This is a genomic window from Kribbella sp. NPDC051587 (genome assembly GCF_044453945.1).
Taxonomy (GTDB): Bacteria; Actinomycetota; Actinomycetes; order Propionibacteriales; family Kribbellaceae; genus Kribbella.
This window is the reverse complement of sequence record NZ_JBITDE010000014.1, coordinates 100,999-122,668: the sequence shown is the minus strand read 5'-3', so window position 1 is coordinate 122,668 and position 21,670 is coordinate 100,999. Positions and strand designations below refer to the sequence as shown.

The window sequence follows — 21,670 nt, the reverse complement described above, 5'->3', positions numbered from 1 at the left end:
CCGGTACGACGAGGTTGACCGAGTCGCGTAGTACGGGTGAGACGCCGTCGGTGGTGCCGGACATCTACCAAATGACTGGTCAGCCGGACGGAAGGTTCTGTGGTGGTGTTTCGATCGATGGTGCGCGTCGTGATCTCGCTCGCGCTGGTAGGCGCGGGCCATTCGGGTCCGGCCGAGGCCGTGACGCGACCGGACAACCCGGTCCGCAAGATCACGTTGATTACCGGAGACATCGTCGTACTGCGAGACGGGCGGGTAGCGGTCGAGCCAGGTGCCGGCCGCCGTGGCGTGAGGTTCAGCGTGCACCGCTCGAAGGCCCACCTGTACGTCGTTCCCTCCGACGTCCAGCCCGCGGTCGATACCGGGCGGCTGGACCGGCGGCTGTTCGACGTGGATGGATTGCCCGACGACGCGTCGAGTTCGTCGATCCCGTTGCTGATCAAGTCTCGCGGACACCAGCCGAGTCTGCGCGGGCTGACGGTGACGCGTGAGCTGCCGTCGATTGGTGCGGCGGCGGTCAAGGTCGACAAGACGGCTGCCGCTGGGTTCCTGGCGGCATCGGCCGGGACGGACCACATCTGGCTCGACGGGAAACGCAAGGTCACGCTGGATCAGTCCGTCCCGCAGATCGGTGCCCCAGCGGCGTGGCAGGCCGGCTATACCGGCAAGGGCGTGTCGGTGGCAGTGCTGGACACTGGCATCGACGTGTCGCATCCGGACCTGGGCACCCAGGTCGTCGGCGCGAAGAACTTCACCGATGCCCCGGACGGCGATCACTACGGCCACGGCACGCATGTCGCCTCCACGGTCGCCGGGACCGGGGCCGCCTCGGGCGGTCGCTACCGGGGCGTCGCCCCCGACGCCAAGCTGTACGACGGCAAGGTCTGCGACGACAACGGCGATTGCCAGGACTCCGCGATTCTGGCCGGGATGGAGTGGGCCGCGAACGAGATCGGGGCGAAGGTGGTGAACCTGAGTCTTGGCAGCCCAGGGACGCCGGGAATCGACCCGCTCGAGGAGGCGGTGAACCGCCTGACCGCACAGACGGGCACCCTCTTTGTGATTGCCGCCGGCAACGATGGTCAGGCCGTCGTCGGATCGCCGGGCAGCGCGGAGGCCGCACTGACCGTCGGCGCCGTGGACAAACAGGACCAGCTGGCCGACTTCTCCAGCCGTGGAACCAGCGGCGGCGCCGTGAAACCCGACCTCACCGCCCCGGGGGTCTCGATCGTCGCGGCGAAAGCGAAGGACTCCACCATCGGCGAACCTGTCGGCGACGACTACCTCCGCCTCAACGGTACGTCGATGGCCACGCCGCACGTGGCCGGATCGGCCGCGATCCTGGCGCAGGAGCACCCGGACTGGAAAGCCGCCGAGCTCAAGGGCACACTGATCGGATCGGCCCGGCCGATCGCCGGTCAAACGGCGTACGAGCAAGGCGCGGGCCGAGTAGATGTTGCCCATGGCATCAAGCAGACCGTCGTCGCCGAGCCCGGCAACGTCAGTTTCGGTACCGCACTGTGGCCGCATGACGACGACACCCCGCTGACCAGGACGCTGACCTACCGAAACCTCGGCAACGAGCCGGTCACGCTCACCTTGACCGCGTCCCTGAACGACCCGACCGGCGCTCCGGCCCCGGCCGGTGCACTCGCCCTGAGCGAGAGCACCGTTACCGTTGCCGCGGGTGGGACTGCCTCAGTACAGGCAACCTCGAATACGGATCACAGTGGCCCGGTCGGGGAGTACTCCGGCCGGATCGCCGCGACCGGCGACGGAGTAAGCGTGACATCGGCCATTGGTGTCGTCAAAGAAGCCGAGCGGTACAACCTCACCATCAAGCACGTCGGACCCGACGGCGGACTCGCTGACTCGGGACGCACGGAAGTGTGGGGGCTCAACCAGGACGTCGTCTCGTCGCTCGCGGGTGCGAGGGAGATGCTGCGGCTGCCGAAGGGCGAGTACCTGCTCGAGGGCCGGCAGCAGACCGGCGAGGACTCCTACCTGATGGTGCAACCGAGCCTGCAGCTGACCCATGACACCACGGTCGTCATGGACGCCCGCCGTACCAAGCCCGTCAACCTCAGCCTTCCGGATCCGGAGGCCGGGCTGATCGTCGGAGATGTCGGCTATGTCCGCACCACCTCCGACCCGGCCCGCCAGACCAGTTTGAACGAGCTGACCTCCGACCTGTCCCATCTCCACCTGGCCCAGCTCGGTGCCTCCACTGCCTCGATGACCGGGCACATCGCGTCGCAATGGGGCGAGCCCGGCGCGGCGGGAGACTTCCGCAACACGCCCTACCTGTACGGCGTAGTCGACCTGACCGCCGGTGGATTCCCCACCGGCCTCGACCGCACGGTCCGTACCAAGGACCTGGCAGTCGTCGATCAGACCATCAATGCCACCTCCGAACGGCCGGTCCAACGAGTCCTCGCGGCCGGAACACCGGACGGCGCGGGCTTCATCAGCCCTGGTGTCCCGTTCGACGCTCCGGTCACGACGAGGGCATACCTGGAGCCCGGGCTCTCCTGGATTACAGCAGTCATCGATCCGGAAACCTTCGCCGGCGTCGCCTCCGGCCAGCGGGCCTATCGAGCGGGTACGTCGTCCGCGGAGCGGTTCAACGCCGCCCCGTTCGTGCCCGCGCCGACCCTCGCCCGCCGATCGCAGGACCGGCTGCAGATCCAGATCGCACCGACCGGTGACGCCGACGGCAACAGCGGCCGGACGCCGACCGACTCGGCCGTCAGTTCGCTGTTCCGCGACGGCATCAAGATCGCGCAGACACCGGCCTTCGGGTACATCGACATCGCCGGGCTGCCCGCGGACAAGGCGTCGTACCGGCTCGAGACCTCGCAGACCCGGCAGACCTCCTCGACCTTCAGCACCCGGACGGAGGTGATCTGGACCTTCTGCTCGGCCAGGACGGCCGCGGCGACCACGCTGCCGTTGCTCGGCGTCCGCTACCAAGCGAACGTCGACCGTCACAATGTCGTTCGGCGCACGCCCATCAGCGTGCTCCCGATCGTCATCGACCCCCAGCCCCGCACGCCGCTCCCGCAGATCAAGAAGCTGGAGATCCAGGTCTCCGGCGACGGCGGCAAGACCTGGCGACCAGCCAAGGTCCAGACCCTCGGCGCCGGCAGGTACCAAGCAACCTTCGCGACGCCGGACAACGCCGCGAGGATCTCCCTCAGATCCCGGCTGATCGATGCCTATGGCAACAGCCTTGACCAGACCGTCATCGACGCCTATCCACTCGGCTGAACCGACGTACCAGGCATGCACCGCAGGCCCCATGCGAGCTCGGCGCGGTCTGAGAGGGCGCTCGGGAGACGAGCAGCTGATTTCGTCGATTGCGTAAACATCACGAATTGGCCCATCCGGGCGATGCCCCGCGCCGAAGACGGAGAGCCGACGGTTCGTCTGCTGCAGGCGTGCGTCGGCAGACCGTCCCGGCCGCCTGGCCGGGCGGAACTCGAACTCGGAGATGAGATGTTCGACAAACTGTTCATTCGCAATGCGATCGATCGCAGCGCCGAGAACGGCGTCGACCGGCGCAAGTTCCTGCGCGCGGCCGGCGTCGTCGGCGCCGGTGCGGGCCTGGCCGGTGGCGGGCTGCTCGCCAGTGGTGCTTTCAACGCCGCGTCGGCCGACAGCAACGGACTCGACCTCGACCTGAACCTGGGCGAGGAGCACAAGGGCGCTCAGCCCAGCGACGGCGCGGTGCTGAACTTCGCGCTCAACCTGGAGTACCTGGAAGCGGAGTTCTACCTGCGTGCGGTCCGCGGCTACGGCCTGTCCGCGGCCGAGGTCTACGGCAAGGGCAAGCCCGGCGGCGTCCGCGGGGGCCGTAAGGTGAAGTTCCAGACCAAGTCGGTCAAGGCGTACGCCGATGAGATCGCGGCCGACGAACTGGCGCACGTGAGGTTCCTGCGCAAGGCGCTCGGCACGGCGGCGGTCGCGCGGCCGGCGATCGACATCGACGCGGCCTTCACGGCGGCGGCGACCGCGGCGGGGCTGATCAAGCCGGGCCAGAAGTTCGATGCCTATGCCAACGAGAACAACTTCCTGCTCGCCGCCTACGTGTTCGAGGACGTCGGCGTGACGGCGTACAAGGGTGCGGCGCCGTTGATCAGCAACAAGACCTACCTCGAGGCTGCTGCCGGGATCCTCGCGGTGGAGGCTTACCACGCTGCCAACATCCGCACCTCGCTGGTCGCCAAGGGCCTCGAGGCGCCGTCGGTCGCGATCTCGAACGCTCGCGACAGCCTCGACGGAAAGACCGACCTCGACCAAGGCACGACGTACCGGGGCCGGACCAACATCGTCCCGACGGACGCGAACGGTATCGCGTTCAGCCGCGGCGCCGACCAGGTCCTGAACGTCGTCTACCTGACGCCGAAGAAGGCCACCAAGGGTGGGTTCTTCCCAGCCGGTGTGAACGGCGCGATCAACACGAGCCGCGCCAACTGATGTGACCCGGTGGCCGGCCGTCCTCACTCGGCCGGCCACCAACCTCTTCGACCCGCCGAGTGGGGCCGGACGCTTGGCCCCGGCGGGGGAGCGTCAGTAGGTGATCGCGGCAACCACCTTGTCCGGATCCTGCAGGAACGGCGCGACCGCCTTCAGGATCTCGGCCTTCGGTACGCCGACCTCGGTGGAGCCGAGGTAGACACCGCCTTCGGCCTTGAGCCCGAGCAGGTTGCCGACGACCGCGGCGTGCCGGGCCTCGACGCCGAAGATCCCGGCCGCGGCCTGGAGGATCATCTTGTCCTTCACGAACCCGGCCGCGCCCAGATACGCTCCGACGCCCTTATTCTCGAACACGTGCGCTGTGGTCAGGTAGCTCTTCCGGGACTCGAACGAGCCACCGAAGTCGACCGCGGGCGCACCGACCGGGTTGCCACCGAGCTTTTGGATGGTGGCGGTGATGGTCGCGACATGCGACGCCTCGTCAGCACCGATCTGCATCAGGTACTGCTTCTCCTTGCCGGACAGCAGCCCGGCCTTGTTGCCCTGCCGGTAGAACTCGGCCTCCAGATACTCCAGCGTCAGCGCGTAGTTCAGGACGTCGATGTCACTGGTGAAGTCCTTGGCCGCGGAGAGCTGGAAGCCGTGGTTCAGCGCGCCGATCGCGGCGCCGGCCTCGACCTGCGAGGAGTTCCCGTGGACCAGATCACGAATGGTGTCAGTCATTGTCTGCTCCTCGTCACTTCGCCAGGAACGGCATCGCGGCCTTCAGGACCGGCGCCATCCCGAGATGTGCCTCGATCGGTGCCGGGAACGGATTCCCGCCACTGATCTGGGCGATGATCGCCGCGTGCCGCGACTCGACGCCGGCGATCGACGCCGCCGCGGCCAGGATCGCGCCGTCCTTCACCAGCGGCACCTGCCCGTGGTACGCCTTCACGCCGAGCTCCTCGAACGTGGCCGCGGTCTTCAGGAACGACGCCCGGCTCGCGAACGTGCCGGCCGGGAACTTCACCTTCGGCTGTGAGACCGGCTTGCCGCCGAGGTCCATGATCGTCGTCCGGACCGCGGTGACGTGGTTGGCCTCGTGCTGCTGGATCGGCTCGATCAGCTCCAGCTCACGACCCTTCAGCAGCTTCGCCTTCAAACCCGCTGTATAGAACGCCGACTCCAGATACTCCAGCGTCAATGCGTAGTTCAGGATGTCGAGATCGCTCTTCGCGGCCTCGCCCGTGTAGCCACGATCGGCGGTCCCGAAGGCGATCGGATCGCCGATCCGGGACGCGACGTACGTCGCTCCGACGCCGATCAGAGCCGCGTTGCGCAGGAAACTGCGCCGGCTGTGCTCGTCGGCGAACTCGAGAACCGGACGGCCCCCGAAAATTGCCTTGATACCCATGACTCTCCTTGGTGCCTCAACCGGCGCGCGCCTGGACGACGATGCGCTGGTAGTGGGCGGTGATGGGATTGCAGGCGAACAAGGTGATGACCTTGTCGTTGGACTTGGTTGGTTGGCGAAGGACGAACTTCACGTAGTCGTCCTGCGGCACGATCGTGGTCTTGAAGACCTTGTACGTCGTGGTTCGCGAACCGGCGGTGACCGCGATCGGGTCACCCGGCCGGAGCCTGTCGAGATAAAGGAACGGCTTCTCGTTGGTGCTGCGATGTCCGCTGATCACCGAGTTCCCCGCGCTACCGGGCAACGGCGTACCGGGCCAGTGCCCGACGCCGTGGACGAGGGCTGCCTCGTCGACTCCGTTGTTCAGCACGGTGTCCAGCTTCAGTCGCGGAATCACGAGCTTGCCGAGCCGCAACTGCTCACCCGGCTTGGCCTTGATGGCCTCGATCGGGACACCAGCCGCCGGATTGCCTTCTCCAGGCGCGAACTGGGGCTCGACGGGCTTGCCGTCTCGCAGTTGATCGAGCATCCGATTCACCAACGCGTCCGGCTCGTTCGTGGCCGGCGCCGCACTCGTCGTACTGGCTGTCGGTGCCGCGCTGCCGGACACCGCCTTGTCACCATCTGGCCCGAACACCACGACTCCCACCGCAACCAACGCGGCAAAGCCCGTACTCGCTGCCAGCCATCGATAGACCGGTTTCCAGGTCTTCATGGCGCCGACCGCCTCCTCACCGGGGTCTCGAGGGGTCATTCGGTGCCCTCGGAGAACCGGATAGGTGAGGAATCAGGTGTTCGACCTCGGGTCGTCTTCGCCGTCGGGTGAAGATGGGCCTCGCCTTGCCGGCCGGGAGCGGAGGCTGATACTCCTCGGTCCGGCAAGGCGAGCTCAGTGGCCCGGCGATCCACTCAGGAGATCTGGGGCCACTTGGTCAGGCGTTCCGGGTCGCCTGATCCAAGACTTCGGAGCCCTCCAACGGCCGGATGGTCGCTGATCACCGAATGTCATCCGGCTGCGCGGCTTCTGTGATGATCCCGCCTGTGGGTATCGCCCGGCTCCGCCGGCCCGGACGATGACCTTGGCTGGTCAAGGTAAGGGCTGGTAGGCTCACGGCGATGTGCCTAGGGTTCCGCTGCCGCGCAGTCTGCGGGAGGTCCGCGACCGAGCGGTGCCAGCGCCGTACCTCGGCGTCGCAACTGACGGGACAAAAGCCCTGAGGTCACTCAGCTCTGTGTGGCTGCGGTGATTTCTGGAGGCGCTGGTGAACTCAGGATGCGTTGCCGCTCGGGCCCGGGTGGCCATGGGTGGATATCTCGTAGTGCTGCGGGCTCCGCAGGTGGGCCGGCTGGCGACCGCCATGGTCATCGGCCGGCTGCCCAACGGAATGCTGCCGATCGGTGTGGTGGTCCTGATCAATGAACGACTCAGGTCGTACGAGGCTTCGGGTGCGGTGCTGGCCGCCCTGATGGTCGGGACGACGGTCAGCGCCCCGTTCCGGGGAAGAGCGGTGGATCGTTGGGGACAGTCGAGGATCCTGATCCCTCTGGTATCGACCCAGGCGGCCGCCCTCGCCGGTCTGGTCCTCGCCGCGTTCGCCGGGGCGAACGTCGTGCTGGTGCTGGCCCTCGCCGCATTGGTCGGGGCGACCGGTTCGACGCTCGGCGGTTCGATGCGCGCATTGTGGCCGGCGTTGGTCGTGGTCGCGTCGCCGCCCGCGGTGCTCGGTGTCGCCGGGATCGCCGCAGTGGTTGGCACCGCGACGTTCGCCACCACAGCGGCGTCTCGATCAGTCAACGGGCGACCGCGGGGGACAGGCCCCCGAGGGGCAGGACTACGGGTGCCGGGGATGCGCGTTCTCACGACGACACTGCTGTTCGCCGGCGTGGTGACCGGGATGCTGAACGTCGCCGTACCGGCTTATGCCGAACGGCAAGGGGAATCGTGGGCAGGGGGAGTGCTGCTGGCGGTGATCGCCTCGAGCAGCATGATCGGCGGGCTCTGGTACGGCGCGGTCGGGTGGACGGCCACTCCCGGCCGACGGTATGTCCGGCTGGCGATCGCTGCGGCGGTCGCCGTTTCGTTGCTGGCCGTCGCGGGCTCGGCGGCGATCCTGGGTGGATTGCTGGCTCTCGTCGGCATATTCGCTGCGCCCCGCATGATCACTGCCTACACCCTGCTCGACGAACTCGCCCCGCGCGATTCGCTCACGCAGGGCTACTCGTGGCTGGTGAGCGGGATAGCTGCCGGTAGCGCCGTGGGCTCGACGATCGCCGGTGCCGTTGTTCAGCGTTACGGCGTCCCTCAGTCGTTTGCGCTGGCCGGCGTCAGCGCTGCTGTGGGGGCCGGAGTAGCCGTGATGGGCCGCGCCGCCTTAGGTCCGTCCGCCACCAACGTCGTCGCGAAGGGTTGTGTCGATGCCGCCCGCTGACGAGGTCGAGATCTCAGTGCGACAGCTGCGTGCGGGCGATGCAGTGGCGTACCGTGCGTTCCGCCTCGAGGCACTGCGCCGTACGCCGTCAGCGTTTACTTCGTCGTACGGCGAGGAGCTCGCGATGCCGTTGTCGGCGTGGGTGGCGCGGTTGAGCAGCGACATTGTTCTCGGAGCGTTCGATGCGGCGGGCGTTCTCGTCGGGACGGCAGGCTTGTTCGTGCCCGCACGCCAGCAGGAACGTCACAAGGGGACGCTGTTCGGTATGGCGGTCGCCGGCTGCCTCGGTGGTCGCGGGATCGGCCGGCAGTTGGTGCAGGGTGTTCTCGCCGAAGCCCGCCTCCGGGATCTCCTGCAGATCGGATTGACAGTGTCAGCGGGGAACTACGCGGCTGAACACCTCTACCGCTCGTGCGGCTTCCAGGTCTGGGGGAGCGAGCCCCGCGCGGTGATCGTCGACGGCATCGCCATCACGAAGATCCATATGATGCGCGCGCTGGACGATTGAGGCTTCAGGGCACTCACCCAGGAGATGCGAGATGTCCCGGACGGCCGGCCCGCCCCGAGGATCTGAGCCAGGTTCCCGCTCGCGCCGGGCGGAGGGCGCTGCTGCAGCTAGTGGTTGCCGAGGAACCAGGCGCGGGTTGCGGACCGGGCGAGTTTGGCGCTGGAGGTTCGTCGGATAGTGCCGGGTGGGACTTCGAGCAGCTGATGAATGGTCAGGCCGTGGTCGCGTTGAACGGCGGCCCTGATGGCGCCGTCGGGAAGGTTGGTGCTCTCGATCAGGACGACGAGGCGTTCGGTGTCGGGCCCGGGGACGGAGAACGCGACTGTGCGGCCCGGTTTGAGCTGTGGGTGCGCGGACTCGACGGTGGCCTCGATGTCGTGGGGATGGTGGTTGCGGCCGTCGATGATGACCAGGTCCTTGAGACGGCCGGTGAGATAGAGCTCTCCGGCGTACCGGGCGCCGAGGTCGCCGGTGCGTAGCCAGGGGCCGGTGCCGTCGGCGAGGCGGGCGCCGAAGATGTCGGCCGTGCGCGCGGGGTTGTTCCAGTAGCCGGCGGCGACGTTGGGGCCTTGCAGCCAGATCTCGCCGATGACGCCTGGAGCGCAGGGATGGCCGGTCGGGTCGACGATCTCGAGGCGCTGACCTGCCGGTGTGCCGAGGGAGACGAGCTCGAGGCCTGCGTCGGACGGCGTGAGCCGCCCCCTGCTCATCGCCTCTCGGTCGAAGGCGTGCGTGGTTGGTGGCTCGGAGACGTTGGCGCTGGTGACGAAGACGGTGGCCTCGGCCAGCCCGTACGCCGGGGTGTGGGTTGCGGGCGGGACCTGGAAGGTGGCGGTGAATGCCTCGACGGTGGTGGCGCGCACGGGCTCGGCGCCGTTCAGGAACACCTTGACCTGGGACAGGTCGAGTGCGGACTTGTCGGTGATGCGGCGCGTGCAGTAGTCGTAGCCGAAGTTCGGGCCGGCTGTGTAGACGTCGAGCGCCGACCGGGTGAGTTCGAGCCAGCGGGCGGGGCGCATCAGGAAGGCGAGTGGGTCGATGAAGCTGGACTGATCGCCGTACAGGAGCGGTACGCCGAAGGCGAGAACCAGGCCCATGTCGTGCCAGAGGGGAAGCCAGCTGACCGTCGTGGAACGGCCTGGCCGGAAGTGGAACGCGGAGATGAGCTGGTCGATGTTCGCCACGAGATTGGCGTGCGTGACCATGACCGCGGAGGGGGTGCCGGTGGCGCCGGAGGTGTACTGCAGGTAGGCGATCTCGTTGCCGTCGACGGGTTCCGGTTCCCGGTCCTGATCGATCAGGTTGTCGAGGGCAACGACCGGGAAGTTGTCCACGGCAACATCGCCGGTGGTCAGGACGCAGGCTGGTTCACTGTCGGCGAGTGCGTTGTCGAGGCGTGCTTGGTGGCCGGACAGACCAGGTGGAAAGAGCGGGACCGCGATCGCGCCTGCGTAGAACGAGCCGACGAGCCCGACCAGATAATCGAGGCCCTGCGGTGCGAGGATCGCGACCCGGTCGCCCCGCGCCGCGTGCCGGCGAATCGCTGCCGCCGTCGTACGGGCACGGCGGTCGACCTCACCCCAGGTCAGCGTGTGCCGTCTGCCGTTGGGATCGGTCTGGTAGTCGATGAAGGTGTAAGCCGGCGCATGTGGCTTCTCGCCGGCCCACCGACGTACCAGGTCGACCGTCGTCATGGACGGCCTCGGAGGGGGAGGTCGGTGATCCGGCCCGGGCGTCGGGTCAATGGGTGGCCGAGTGCTTCCAGGGACGCCAGTTGGTGGTGGAAGGCGATCGCGGGGTCCTCGGTGTACGGAAGGGTGAGGTCGAGGAAGAGCTCGTGGCCGGCTTGGGCTGCTGCTTCGCGTGACTCGTAGTACGGGACGCGTGGGGCCTTGTGCTCGGCCGGCTGTCCGGCGAGGAGTTGCGCGCCTTCGGTGGTGGTGAGGACGCCCGCGAGTACGGCGGCGGCCAGGCGGCCGGTGGAGAGCCCGACAACGGCGGCGGGCGTCACGCCGTACTGGCGCCAGAGGAGGGCCAGCGCGAGCTGCACGCCGTACTGCGCGGCCGCCACCTGCTGCGGCTCCGGTGGTCGACCGGTGAGTACTACCTCGTGGAGCTGCAGTCCGCACGCCCACTGCAGTAGCCGATCCAGCTCGCCGATCGTCGCGGCGAATTCGGGCTCACCTTCCAGCAGTCTCCGCAGGCTGAACCACGGCTGCTCACCCGAAAACACCCACACCGGCTGCGGAATCGCGAGTGCCTCACCCGCAACCACCGCCGGATGAGGAGTGTTGCCGGCAAGAGCCGACAGCCCGTCGAGCAGTTCGCTCCGATCCCTGGCGACAACGACAGCCCGCACCGGTCCGCGGGCTACCTGCCGAGCGAGCGTGCACGCGACATCCGCCAGAGCGTCGCTGCTGTTGCGGACATGTTCGGCCAACTCTCCGGCGTACCGGCTGATCCGCTCGATGCTGGTGTCGGACAGCGCGAAATGTCCAACCCCCTCCAGCGGTACGGCGGCGACCGGCGGCCGCACCCGCCGCAGTACCAGCTCAGCGCCACCCGCATCCCGCAACCGAACCACCGGTTTGCCGTCCAGCACGGCGTCAATCAGGTCGCCGAACTCCACCTCATCCGTTGTCACGGTCTCACTGATCACCGCCAGCATCCGGTCCCCGTCCCGCTCAGCCTCCGGCAACCGCTTCAGTACGACGGATCCACTCGCCCCAGTCGCCACCACAACATCCACGTCGCCCGCCCGCAGCCGCTCCGCCCCGGCCAAAGCTGCCACCACTGCGGACCCGTCAGCCACCACTTCCAACCGCTCGGGCTCGAACAACCCCGCCCGCTCCAACGCATCCTCACGGCGCCGGCCCCGTCCGATGATCGCGATCTCGCGTCCCTCGGCGATCAGCCCGCGGACCATCTGATTCACCGTCGGACTGCGCCACAATCTCTCCGGCCGCAAGGGCCGATCCAGCAACTCACCCAGCTCGCCCGCGATCGCCACCGCGTCCCGCGACGACACCCCGTACTCCTCGAGCCGCCGATCAGGATCGACCTCTCCGCACACCAGCGCCAACCGCCCCAGCAAGAATCCCCGCAACTCCTCTTCGCTGACAGTGGCCACGACGTAACCGTAGCCTCCTAGGGTCAGGAGTGATCAGCACCGACGGCTGCTCGTCGGTGAAGAGCAGCCAGTTCCGGTCCTTCTTCTTCAGCTTGGTCCACGGTTTGTTGCACCAACCTGCTGAAGCAGCCGACGGGCGTACGGCGCGACCGACTCGAAGTAGCGGCGCTGCGCCTCGGCGTACAGCGTGCCGAACGTGAGTGACGACTTGCCGAACCCGGAGACCCCGGTGAAGCCGACCATGGCGTCGCGCGGGATGTCGACGTCGACGTCGCGCAGATTGTGCTCGCCTGCACCCCGCACGTGCACAAAGGTGTCGCTCGGGTCACAGGTCACGATCCATCAGTACCCATGCTCCGGGACATCACCGCCCGCCGTCTGATGGAGGTGATGGCACCAACCTTCCAGGGGGGTTGGGAGCCCGTCGCTGTGGTGCTGGCTCTCCTGCTCTTGAGGACGAAGCTCGCAAGGCTGGAGGTCATCGATCGATCTCACGGTTGGAGCTGTCACCATGCCCCATAAGCCAAACGGACGCCGTACGGCGCTGGGAGTCCTTGCTGTGGTCACCATGCTGGCCGGGTTGTCCGGGTGCGCGGAGACGACGCCCGCCCCGGCCGCGAAACCACCGAGTGCACCGGCCGCTGCGTTGCGGATGACCGAGAACAAGGGCCGAGCGGTGGCCTTCCATGTCACGCCCGGACGCTCGCGGACCATCGTCCTGGATTCGGGGGGCGGCGAGGACTCGTCGTACTGGAACAAGCTGGTGCCGGTGCTGGCGGCGAAGACCGGCGCGACGATCGTCACCTACGACCGCGCCGGCCTCGGACAAAGCGACGAGCTGCCCGGTCCCTGGAACGTCGCCAGCGCTGTGTCCGACCTCGAAGCGGGACTGACCCAGATCGGCGTCACCGGCCCGGTGCTCTTGGTCTCGCATTCGCAGGCCGGTGAGGTCGCCACGTACTTCGCCAAAGACCGTCCTCAACAGGTCGCCGCGGCGGTCCTGGTCGACGCCAACGTGCCCAACTTCTTCACCGACGAAGAGGTCGCCCGGCTCGACGCCGCCTACCGGCCCGTGATCGCAGGGCTGAAGAACCAGCCTTCAACCAAGAAGACCCGGCAACTCCAAGCCACCGCCGCCAACTTCGGCCCGGCACACCGCGCGTACCACCGGATCTCCTGGCCCCACGGCATCCCCGTCATCTCCATCGTCTCGGCAACAACTCCCTTCGAGAGCCCTCAAGACGCCCAGCTGTGGCGAAACGCCCAGCAGACGTTCGTCGACGCGGCGCCCAACCGGCGGCTCATCACCGCCGAACGAAGCTCCCACGACGTACCGAAAGACCGTCCTGATGTCGTCATCGCAGCGATCGAGCAACTGCTGTCGGCGCGCTAGGCGCGTGTCAATCACCTTCATCCGCCCGGCGTCGGCGCGCCCAGGATTCCCCGCGGCGGACCCGTTGATTCCGGCAACCTTCGCGCCGGCCCCGGCCTCGGCGGCGGGGTCGACCTGCGCCGCGCGACCCACCCCCGGTGTGTACGGCGACTACCAGTCGTACTGCCCGCCCGGCAATGAGGCGTACTGGCACCGCGTGGTGGTGGTCTGCGTCGACGCGAATTACGCGGGCCGCTGGGTTCCGTCGAACCAGATCTCCCGCGCCTCCTGCGGCCAGCCGAAGAGCTACTACGTACAGACCTGGGTCGGTCGCCCGCCCGGCGCCTGAACCGGGCTCCACCGAGCCTGCTCGACACAGCGATCCGGCGCGATCCGGTCGTCGCCGCGGTGATCGGCGGCACCGACCTGCAGCTCGCTATCGCCGCCGGCGCCGGGTCCTCGGACGCGACCAACCCGTGGAATGTTGCTGTAGGCAACGCCGGTGGCAGGCTCACCGCCGATTTCCGGACCGGCGCCACCGCGGAGGTCAAGGACGAAGCCTCCGACGGGCTGAACGAGCGCGCGTGGAGGTCGCTGCGACCGCAGAGCCAAACCCAGGCAGATCGCGGCACAAGCGGACTCGGGATGTCGCCCGAGCTGACAGATGCGCTTCGTGCGCGCTTCAGCGTCGCCTGATGACGAAGACGGGAATGACGCGACCGGCCGTCTCCGCGTAGGCACCGAAAGCCGGCATGGTCTCGACGGCCTGCGCGAACAGCCGAGCCCGCTCGTCCGCGTCCTCCACCAGCACGGCGACGCCGGGATATCTCTCGGTTCCTCGCTCGACCTCGACGTCGGGATGCGCACGCAGGTTGTGGCACCACGACGGCGTCGTGGTGCTTCCCCCGGCCGTGCCCACGACGAAGAAGTCGTCACCGAGGCTGAAGTACACCAGCGGAATCACATACTTCTTGCCTGTTCTGGCGCCGGTGGTCCCGATCAGAACGACGTCGGCCTTCGCCAGCGCCGGTCTGACGTCGGCTGCGACCTTTCCGCCGTTGGCGCGAAAGCTCGCGATGACATCCTTGTTGTGCTCCCACATAAGTACTTTGTACATCGTAGCCACGGCCGATATGCCCGTTAGGGCACGTCGCCCGCCCTTTTGTCCCTTCAGTCCGAGGGTAGCTACATCAGCCGGGTGTTCTGCCGCGACGGTTGCTGAAGGCACTGACCACGACGACCTGCCGGACAGCACGCTGGCCGAGCTGGTCTGGAACGCGGAACCCCCCCCGCCGGCATCGCCAGTGCACTCCGATTGGTCGTCTCCGGCTCCGCTCCGCACTCGGGCCAGGACGTGACCAGGTTCGCGCGAACACTGCCGTCACCGTCCAGGTAACCGGCCGGGGCGGCGTGCCTGTCAGTGGTGTGGGCAGCGTGCTGCTGAACGTCGTCGCGACCGCCGGAACCGCCAGCGGATCCATCACCGCGTACCCGGGGAGTGGAGCCCGGCCGCGAACGCCCAACCTGTATTACCCACCGCGACAGACCGTCGCGAACCTCGTCGGCGTTCCGGTCGGTATCGGTGGCAAGGTTACCTTCTTCAACGGCTCGGCCGGCACTGTCCAACTCATCGCCAACATTCACGGCTACACGCTGGCCGGCGCCGCAGCCCAAGCGGGCGCGTACCGCGCAGTGGCAGCAGCGCGAATCGTTGACTCCGGAGTTGGCACCGGTATCCCGCGAGCCGCGGTCAAGCCGAACGCCGCCGTCACCGTTCAGGTCACTGGCCGGGCGGGTATTCCAAGCACTGGCCTCGCAACTGTGCTCCTCAATGTGGTTGCCGCCGGCGGATCGACCAACGGGTCTATCACCACTTACCCCGGAGGTGGAGCCCGGCCGCGAACGCCCAACGTGTACTACTCAGCGCGACAGACCGTCGCGAACCTTGTCAGCGTTCCGGTCGGTATCGGTGGCAAGGTTACCTTCTTCAACGGCTCGGCCGGCACCGTCCAACTCATCGCCAACATTTACGGCTACACGATCCATGACACGACCGCGCCAGCTCGGGTTACCAACATCTCGGTCAGCAGCGTCACCGGCACGTCGGTCAAGCTGTCCTGGCACAATCCCGTAGACGCAGACTTCGCAGGCGTCACCGTGCGGAGTGCTTCTGGTTCGACACCGCCCTCTTCGCCCACCAGTGGAACCGCGGTCGCGGAGCTGACAATGCCCGCCGCCGAAGTTGACGTGATGGGTCTTGTCTCGGGCACGCAGTACACGTTCGCCTTCTTCTCCCACGACTTCACTGCGAACTACTCCTCGGCGATTTCTATCTCCGCGACGACGGCGGCCACTGCAGAACCGCCCGGCCCCGTCACAGATGCGGGCACTTCGGTGATGACTCCAGCATCGGTGTCACTCACGTGGAAGAACCCGACCGAACCGAGCCTTGCGGGTGTCATGATCCGACGCCTGGCCGGCGCGACCGCGCCGGAGTCACCGAGCGAAGGGTCTCTGGTCGCAGAAGTTCCCACGAACACCACCGAGTACACCGACGGCGGACTGGCCGCTGGCACCGAGTACTCGTACGCGCTCTTCGCACACAACGGCACGCCCGAACTCGCCACAGCGGCGACGGTACGCGCAACGACATCAAGCGGTACGCCAGTCAGCCTCGAGCGCTCCGTTGACGTCATCGTCGGCAGTTCGATCCCGATCGATGTCTCCGACACGTTCTCACGAGTTGCCTCGATACACCCTCGGTCGGGAAGCCCGGCAGGCCTGACGGTGCAACTGACCGATACGGGGGTCGTCACCCTCGCGGTAACGTCGACCGTGGACAGCGGCTTGGCCAGCCTTGTGGCGGACGGATCTGGCTGTGTCGACAAGAACTGCGACATCCCCTTCGTCGTCGCCATCAACGCGAGTGTCATTGCGCTCGCTGATGCGACTCCAGCCAACGAGGACTTCACACAGCCTGCGCCCGACAGATTGGCTCGTGCCGAGACCGTCGACGACGTCAAGGCGCTCAATGACGAGGTCATCCTCACCCTCGGCTCTCCCCAGAATCCGGGCACTCTCGGTGAGGCACGATCGCTGGCCATGGGCGTCGGCGCTGTCGTCAGTGGAGGCCTGGAGGATCTGGGCGTCTACGAGCTGCGTTGGACAACGCCGCCCTCCGATCTCGACCCCATCCTCGCGGAGCTGTCCAGCTCACCAATCGTTGCCTCCGCCACCCGGTCGACGTTCGGATCTGCAGAGATCAACGCAACTCCGCCGGGCGACTGGAACGACGACGGCCAGGCCGTCAAGTGGCCGTTCCAGCAGATTCATGCGCAGGAGGCCTGGGACATCACCACCGGAGGCAACGTCAAGGTCGGCATCGTCGATGGTGGCACCGTGTACCGGGACCACGAGGATCTCAATGTCACCCAGACTCTCGGCAGTACCGAGATCGCCGAACATGCCACCCACGTTGCGGGTTTGGCATGCGCAGTCGCCAATGGCCGTGGTCTCGTCGGCACGGCGTGGGGATGCCCTGTCGTTTCGAGTGGACTCGCACCGGGAGACATCAAGGCACAACTCGGAAAGAATGCCTTGCAGGCCGCCCGGCAGACCGCAAAAACTGAACCGCGGGTTATCAACATGAGTCTCGGTAAGAACGAGCACGACCCTGACTTCTGCGTGACCAAGGCGCGGAGCGACGCAATCAACGCAGAGATGCAGGCCGGTGCGGCGCCGTCCCGGCAACTGTTCAACGGACCTATCGGCAGGGACATCGTCTGGACGCTCTCAGCAGGCAACAACTGTGGCGTGGGCGTACACAGCCCGTTCGGCGCCAGCTGGGCCCTCCCCAACGTCATCACGGTGGCAGCCAGCAACTCCGACAGCACGTTGGCATCGTTTTCCAACTTTGGTCCGGGAGTGGAGTGGCCGCGCCGGGAGGTGTAGGCGTTGACATCCAGGGCGGGGCCAGCGGTGTCTGGAGTACGACACCGCGAAAGTGTGGACTCCTCAACAAGGGGTGGTGCCCGACCTACTCACCCATGGCGGGAACTTCGATGGCAGCACCTGTCGTTGCCGGGGTTGCCGCATTGGCGATCTCGTCGAATCTGTCAGCGACTGCTGCTGACGTAGGAAGCTGCATAACCTCCACCGCCGGCATCTCGACGCCGAATCTGACGTCACGGAGCACGCTGCCTGCGAAGGCCGACGACGCCCCGATCCAGCCCAAGATCGCATTCGCCGGATCGATCCCGGTTATCGACGCTCGAGCAGCGGTCGAATGTGTACGTGACGGCATCCGCCGTGGCGACGTATTGATCGCCGGTCAGGGCGACAGAACGTCGTCCGGGAACGGAACCGATCTAGGTGACCTGACCGCCCAGCTCGAGTCGCTCGGATACTCCGTAGCAACCTCCCGGACGTTGCCGAACGATCTGTCCGGCTTCGGCCAGATCTGGTACGTCGACACCGATGCCTTGACCGAGAGCGAGCAGGACCGTGTCGCAGCCTATGTCGCCGACGGCAAGTCGGTATATCTCACCGGCGACTGGGGCTGCTGCTCGGTCGACAGCTCGTCGATAGCACTCATCAATCGCCTCGTGCCGGGCTCGTCAGTCGCCCATGCAGGACCCGACGGGGACAGCGTCACGATCCTCCCGTCAGCTCAGTTCGGCTTGGCCAGCAGACCACGCACCGTGTCGACCCTCACGACCGCTTCGCCGGGCTCGTTGTCGGGCGTAGCGCCGGCCAATGTCGTCGGGTATTCCTCCGAACCGGATCGCGCCGTGGTCGCCGCATGGGGACCGCAGGACGTCACTGGAGGGGGCCGATTGGCGATCGTCATGGATATTAACTGGTTAGCCCAGCAGTACCGGGGACCGACCTGGAGTCCGTTCGTCCAGAATCTGGCCCAGTTCCTCCGACCATCAGTTCTGCTGAAGACCGGAATGGCGGCCGACAAGACATCCCAGCCCAACGACATGGCCAGCCTCGACCAGTCTTGGGCGAACCCGCCGACTCGTCCCACTCTTCGCGAACCGGCGTCGGCAGCAGGCCCACGCTGATGACGATCAGTGATGTTCTCTGACGAACGCCCAATTGTGCGTCTTATGTCCGGCGGCCCAAGCCGCCGGACATACAGAGAATCGACCTTGCTCAGGCGCCGCTTCTCTCGCTGCCACTGGGAGGAGATCTCGTCCGGCCATGGATGGGTTGTGCCCGGCGGGTGTGAAGCTCGGCGTCGAGCTCACGCACCTGGGCGGTGGTGTTGGCGTAGGTGGTCAGCTGGCCGTCGCGGCAGCGGCCGCCGATCATGGACTCCGGCCGGTCGACAGGATCTGACGGGCGGCCTCGGCTGCCGGAGCTGCTCGGCCCGGAGGACGTCAGCCCGGTCGAAGCGGGCGTTCCCGCAGATCAACCCCGTCGCGATGGCGGCGGAGCCATGCATGAATTCGAAGACCCCGGACGGTGACTTCGTGATTGGCGCGCCGGCAGCAGCACCGTCTCTCGTGCTGGCCGGTGGGTTCTCGGGACACGGGTTCACGCACGCATTCGCCGTTGGTGACATCGCGGTCGACGGCATCGCGCTGGAGCGATTTTCGCCGGACCGATTGGGATGTGGGCGCGATCCTGGCTACGTTGCAGGCTGCTCGGGCCTGGGCGTGTCGAGTGCGAGGGTGGTGAGCTGTCTCGTAGCCGCGGCTACGTCGATACAGGCGCCTCGACATCTCGTACGGACTTAGTGATGTGGCCACATCGATTCGATGGCGGATAGGGCCTCTGGGCAAGAATAGCCGACTGCCAGGGCGACCAGCGCGTGCGAGTTGAGCACGACGTCGAGCAGGTCGATCACGGTGCGCGCAGCGGATCCAGACCCTGGCTGATGCTCGTCCGTCGCACGGCCGGAGCCTGTACGGCCTCTTTTGGCCTTACCCATCGTGATTGACACCTGTCCCGCGTACTCGACGCATCTGTTGTCACCCGAGATCGTTCGGGCTCAGGGACAGTGCATCAGGTCGTCAGACGGTGCGTTGGGAGAAGATCGGGGGGTTCTAAGGGCCTACAGTGTTGCCGTGTCTCGGTCTGTCAGCCCTGTCGATGTACAGCTCGCCCGGCAAGCGTCCGACGAGGGCTATCCGACGACCCCGCGTCAGATCGAGCGCTGGCGTGAGAAGGGTCTGCTGCCTCCGAACGAGCGAGTCTTCCCTGGACGAGGCAGCTCGGCGACGGCTGCGGCCGGAACCATCGAGCTTGTCCGCTGGCTCTCGCAGAATGCTCGACGGGGGCGTCGGCCGGCTGACCTGGCGCTCCTGGCCCTCGCAGACGGACTGCCTGTTCCGGAGGCTACGGTTCGAGAGGCCTTTGTCGCCGCTATCCGGCGACCACTCCTCTCGGTCGAGCGCGACTTCCCGGAGGGTGCCGAACCAGAGGACATCGCAGAAGCTGCAGCAGACGCTGGTCCCGCCGCAACCGTGCTGCCTGAGCGCGTCCGACGCATCGACCAATCTCTTGAGGCGCTCGGAGCCGACTGGGCCCTGCCAGGCCTCGGCGACCTCGATCCAGGCCCGACCAGTGATCCGCTTACACCGAAGGACTGGGCCTACAACGCAGTCCTTGCCCTGCTGAAAGGTGGCGGGGACTTGACCATCGAGCAGATGGCACAGATGGCGCGGTCGGTCCTTCCGAAGAACGCAGTCGTGCCAGTCGCCGCGGACATGGAGCGCAACTGGCCTGACGACGAAGCCGACCGCGAGCTACTGCTCAATGAATCCGGAGGCCTCTCGTTCATCCCTGAAGGAGACCTACGGCAGCAGTTCGAGGAGTATGCGGTCAACCGACCGCTCGCGGAGCTCCGCAACGCGTTGGAGACGGCCATGCAGGTCGCCGAATGGGCTGACCGTCTCTGCGCCGACACGGAGGCTGAAGTCGCGTCCAATACGCCTGGCCCAGCGGCACGAGAGTGGATGATCGGCTCGCTCGTCGGGCCTGCGAGGCTCATGCTGACCACGGGCCTGCGCGACGCTGACTCCAGCCCCTCTGACCTGGCTTTCACCGCCATGCTGCTGCTCTTCATGCAAGATCTTTTGGGTCGTGTCCGGTCTCTCGTGCCGGCTGCAAACTTCGATGTTCTGGCTCTTCCCGGCGTCCTCCCGCAGGTCATCCTGACAACGCTGAACCTTGGCGTCTCGTCCAGTTCGACGTGATATCGCCATTCGACTGAGTTCACCAAGACCCATGACCTCTTGCCCGGGTTGGCGAAGTTCGGACCGTCTGCCACTTGCGGCGCGAGGCCTTCAGTTCCTTCGAGGACGTGATACGAGTGGTCAGTCGGTCCGGGAGAGGTCAGCCAATCGACCTCGGCTGCGGGGACTGGTGTGGATGGTGCAATTCGGGCACGGCTGACCTGACGAGAGGACTGTGTATGAACGAGGACGTCTCCAGCTCTGAGGGCGGTCGAGTCCCGCAGCGTAGGAAGAACGGGACGGTCGGCCAACACCTTCGAGAACTCGGAGCAGACGGCCTGAAAGTCGCGTTGAGTTTCATGCCCGGCCTCGGGGGACCCACCATCGAGGCCCTCAATGTTGTCGAGGCGCGAGCCCAGCGACGTCAAGCAGACCTGCTGTTCAGCGTCATTGACAGGCTCGACACCGACTTGGCGGTGCTGGAACAGTTGCTCAACGACGATGGAGATCTTGCCGATCTCTGGGTGCGCGGCATGCAGGCGGCCAGGACTGCACAGACAGATCGCAAGATTGAGGCGTTTGCGGCAATCCTTAGTGCATTTGCGCGTCGCGAGACGCTTGGCAAATCGGCGCCCACGCTCGCGAGCGTCATGTTGAGAGTTCTTGAGTCCCTCGACGAGGAGCATATCGAGATCCTCGCCATCGTTGATAGTTTCGCGGATGAGACGCCGTCGCCCGACGGCGATGACGAGACGCGATCCGTAGGCATCAGCGCGGAGCGACTGGGGAGTGCATCCAACTACCCGGCGACCGTGGTCGCCATCATTCTCGACTCACTCCTATCTCTGCAACTGGTTCGGGATACGTACGAGGGGACCTGGGCCGGCTTGGAGGGTAAGGGTGCCTACGCGTTGACAGCCCTCGGTGCGAACTTGCTGGCTATGCTCCGTGTGGGCCATGGCGAAACCCCTGCGCCCAGAGCCGATGCAAAGGACTAGGCAGCCGCCGCTTTAAACAAGGGTCCGCCGGTCTCTCCTGGTCTACCTGAGGGTGGTTGGGAATGTGTCGGGACCTCGTGGAGAGGTATCTATGCGTCGTATTTGCGGGGTCTGCCCTGCGCGTGGCAGCTGCAGTACGGCTCCGAGGTGTGAGTTCATGCTCCGGTCGGT

General features: G+C 66.6%; 19 protein-coding genes and 1 pseudogene. 13 read left to right on the top strand and 7 right to left on the bottom strand.

Features of this window, described 5'->3' with window-relative positions; translation table 11 throughout:
* Positions 1–102 precede the first annotated feature (102 nt).
* A complete protein-coding gene (locus ACIA49_RS35325) occupies positions 103–3,270 on the top strand; it encodes a S8 family peptidase (RefSeq protein WP_396382524.1) in 3,168 nt (1,055 codons plus the stop codon).
* A gap of 228 nt (positions 3,271–3,498) precedes the next feature.
* The gene (locus ACIA49_RS35320; protein WP_396382522.1) at positions 3,499–4,479 is read left to right on the top strand and encodes a ferritin-like domain-containing protein; all 981 of its coding nucleotides are present in this window, start codon (positions 3,499–3,501) and stop codon (positions 4,477–4,479) included.
* Positions 4,480–4,572: 93 nt separating this feature from the next.
* Here the strand turns inward: ACIA49_RS35320 and ACIA49_RS35315 are convergent, their stop codons facing one another.
* From ACIA49_RS35315 to ACIA49_RS35305, 3 genes are read right to left on the bottom strand one after another with little or no spacing between them, the layout of a single operon-like run.
* On the bottom strand, positions 4,573–5,202 hold the full coding sequence (locus ACIA49_RS35315) for a ferritin-like domain-containing protein (protein ID WP_396382521.1): 630 nt from the start codon (positions 5,200–5,202) through the stop codon (positions 4,573–4,575).
* A gap of 13 nt (positions 5,203–5,215) precedes the next feature.
* Positions 5,216–5,875, bottom strand: coding sequence for a ferritin-like domain-containing protein (locus ACIA49_RS35310; RefSeq protein ID WP_396382519.1), 660 nt, complete (start codon positions 5,873–5,875; stop codon positions 5,216–5,218).
* Between the two features lie 16 nt (positions 5,876–5,891).
* Positions 5,892–6,629 (bottom strand): class E sortase, encoded by a 738-nt coding sequence (locus ACIA49_RS35305; protein ID WP_396382518.1) that lies wholly within the window; start codon positions 6,627–6,629, stop codon positions 5,892–5,894.
* A 508-nt stretch (positions 6,630–7,137) separates the two neighbouring features.
* On the opposite strand from ACIA49_RS35305, the gene ACIA49_RS35300 reads away from it, so the two are divergent.
* Complete coding sequence (locus tag ACIA49_RS35300) at positions 7,138–8,304, top strand: hypothetical protein (protein WP_396382517.1); 1,167 nt, start codon at positions 7,138–7,140, stop codon at positions 8,302–8,304.
* Entirely contained in the window at positions 8,291–8,812 is a 522-nt protein-coding gene (locus ACIA49_RS35295; protein ID WP_396382516.1) for a GNAT family N-acetyltransferase, read from the top strand. The genes ACIA49_RS35300 and ACIA49_RS35295 overlap by 14 nt, the downstream gene beginning before the upstream one ends.
* A 107-nt stretch (positions 8,813–8,919) precedes the next feature.
* Here ACIA49_RS35295 and ACIA49_RS35290 read toward each other — a convergent pair whose 3' ends face one another.
* The 3 genes and pseudogenes from ACIA49_RS35290 to ACIA49_RS35280 form a co-directional block, all read right to left on the bottom strand.
* Positions 8,920–10,506 carry a fatty acyl-AMP ligase gene (locus ACIA49_RS35290; RefSeq protein WP_396382514.1) on the bottom strand — a complete coding sequence of 529 codons (1,587 nt, stop codon included), beginning with the start codon at positions 10,504–10,506 and terminating at the stop codon, positions 8,920–8,922.
* Positions 10,503–11,942, bottom strand: coding sequence for an acyltransferase domain-containing protein (locus ACIA49_RS35285; RefSeq protein WP_396382513.1), 1,440 nt, complete (start codon positions 11,940–11,942; stop codon positions 10,503–10,505). The genes ACIA49_RS35290 and ACIA49_RS35285 overlap by 4 nt, the downstream gene beginning before the upstream one ends.
* Positions 11,943–12,056: 114 nt before the next feature.
* Positions 12,057–12,278 (bottom strand): annotated as a pseudogene (locus ACIA49_RS35280) (hypothetical protein); the annotation flags it as partial.
* Positions 12,279–12,453: 175 nt separating this feature from the next.
* Here ACIA49_RS35280 and ACIA49_RS35275 point away from each other — a divergent pair.
* Genes ACIA49_RS35275 through ACIA49_RS35265 form a run of 3 tightly spaced genes read left to right on the top strand, consistent with a single transcriptional unit; the run spans position 12,454 to position 14,010 of the window.
* The gene (locus ACIA49_RS35275) at positions 12,454–13,335 is read left to right on the top strand and encodes an alpha/beta fold hydrolase (protein ID WP_396382512.1); all 882 of its coding nucleotides are present in this window, start codon (positions 12,454–12,456) and stop codon (positions 13,333–13,335) included.
* A 4-nt stretch (positions 13,336–13,339) separates the two neighbouring features.
* Complete coding sequence (locus ACIA49_RS35270; RefSeq protein ID WP_396382511.1) at positions 13,340–13,663, top strand: hypothetical protein; 324 nt, start codon at positions 13,340–13,342, stop codon at positions 13,661–13,663.
* A 59-nt stretch (positions 13,664–13,722) separates the two neighbouring features.
* Positions 13,723–14,010, top strand: a complete 288-nt coding sequence (locus ACIA49_RS35265; RefSeq protein WP_396382510.1) for a hypothetical protein — start codon at positions 13,723–13,725, stop codon at positions 14,008–14,010.
* Here ACIA49_RS35265 and ACIA49_RS35260 read toward each other — a convergent pair.
* The gene (locus ACIA49_RS35260; protein ID WP_396382509.1) at positions 13,997–14,431 is read right to left on the bottom strand and encodes a nitroreductase/quinone reductase family protein; all 435 of its coding nucleotides are present in this window, start codon (positions 14,429–14,431) and stop codon (positions 13,997–13,999) included. The genes ACIA49_RS35265 and ACIA49_RS35260 overlap by 14 nt on opposite strands.
* 317 nt (positions 14,432–14,748) lie before the next feature.
* Here ACIA49_RS35260 and ACIA49_RS35255 point away from each other — a divergent pair, with 317 nt between their 5' ends.
* The 6 genes from ACIA49_RS35255 (at position 14,749) to ACIA49_RS35230 (ending at position 21,499) form a co-directional block, all read left to right on the top strand.
* A complete protein-coding gene (locus tag ACIA49_RS35255; RefSeq protein ID WP_396382507.1) occupies positions 14,749–17,265 on the top strand; it encodes a fibronectin type III domain-containing protein in 2,517 nt (838 codons plus the stop codon).
* Entirely contained in the window at positions 17,244–18,383 is a 1,140-nt protein-coding gene (locus ACIA49_RS35250) for a S8 family serine peptidase (protein ID WP_396382505.1), read from the top strand. Before ACIA49_RS35255 ends, ACIA49_RS35250 begins: the two co-directional genes overlap by 22 nt.
* A 139-nt stretch (positions 18,384–18,522) precedes the next feature.
* On the top strand, positions 18,523–18,660 hold the full coding sequence (locus tag ACIA49_RS35245) for a hypothetical protein (RefSeq protein WP_396382667.1): 138 nt from the start codon (positions 18,523–18,525) through the stop codon (positions 18,658–18,660).
* A complete protein-coding gene (locus ACIA49_RS35240; protein ID WP_396382662.1) occupies positions 18,657–19,061 on the top strand; it encodes an FAD-dependent oxidoreductase in 405 nt (134 codons plus the stop codon). The genes ACIA49_RS35245 and ACIA49_RS35240 overlap by 4 nt, the downstream gene beginning before the upstream one ends.
* A gap of 330 nt (positions 19,062–19,391) precedes the next feature.
* Positions 19,392–20,522, top strand: a complete 1,131-nt coding sequence (locus ACIA49_RS35235; RefSeq protein ID WP_396382504.1) for a hypothetical protein — start codon at positions 19,392–19,394, stop codon at positions 20,520–20,522.
* 218 nt (positions 20,523–20,740) lie between these two features.
* On the top strand, positions 20,741–21,499 hold the full coding sequence (locus ACIA49_RS35230) for a hypothetical protein (RefSeq protein ID WP_396382502.1): 759 nt from the start codon (positions 20,741–20,743) through the stop codon (positions 21,497–21,499).
* Positions 21,500–21,670: the final 171 nt, after the last annotated feature.

What these genes read in the sequence shown, in the direction of transcription:
- ACIA49_RS35305 (WP_396382518.1), bottom strand. Translation starts at nt 6,629, where the DNA reads ATGACCCCTCGAGACCCCGGTGAGGAGGCGGTCGGCGCCATGAAGACC.
- ACIA49_RS35230 (WP_396382502.1), top strand. Translation starts at nt 20,741, where the DNA reads ATGAACGAGGACGTCTCCAGCTCTGAGGGCGGTCGAGTCCCGCAGCGT.
- ACIA49_RS35320 (WP_396382522.1), top strand. Translation starts at nt 3,499, where the DNA reads ATGTTCGACAAACTGTTCATTCGCAATGCGATCGATCGCAGCGCCGAG.
- ACIA49_RS35260 (WP_396382509.1), bottom strand. Translation starts at nt 14,431, where the DNA reads ATGTACAAAGTACTTATGTGGGAGCACAACAAGGATGTCATCGCGAGC.
- ACIA49_RS35245 (WP_396382667.1), top strand. Translation starts at nt 18,523, where the DNA reads ATGGATGGGTTGTGCCCGGCGGGTGTGAAGCTCGGCGTCGAGCTCACG.
- ACIA49_RS35275 (WP_396382512.1), top strand. Translation starts at nt 12,454, where the DNA reads ATGCCCCATAAGCCAAACGGACGCCGTACGGCGCTGGGAGTCCTTGCT.
- ACIA49_RS35310 (WP_396382519.1), bottom strand. Translation starts at nt 5,875, where the DNA reads ATGGGTATCAAGGCAATTTTCGGGGGCCGTCCGGTTCTCGAGTTCGCC.
- ACIA49_RS35295 (WP_396382516.1), top strand. Translation starts at nt 8,291, where the DNA reads ATGCCGCCCGCTGACGAGGTCGAGATCTCAGTGCGACAGCTGCGTGCG.
- ACIA49_RS35315 (WP_396382521.1), bottom strand. Translation starts at nt 5,202, where the DNA reads ATGACTGACACCATTCGTGATCTGGTCCACGGGAACTCCTCGCAGGTC.
- ACIA49_RS35290 (WP_396382514.1), bottom strand. Translation starts at nt 10,506, where the DNA reads ATGACGACGGTCGACCTGGTACGTCGGTGGGCCGGCGAGAAGCCACAT.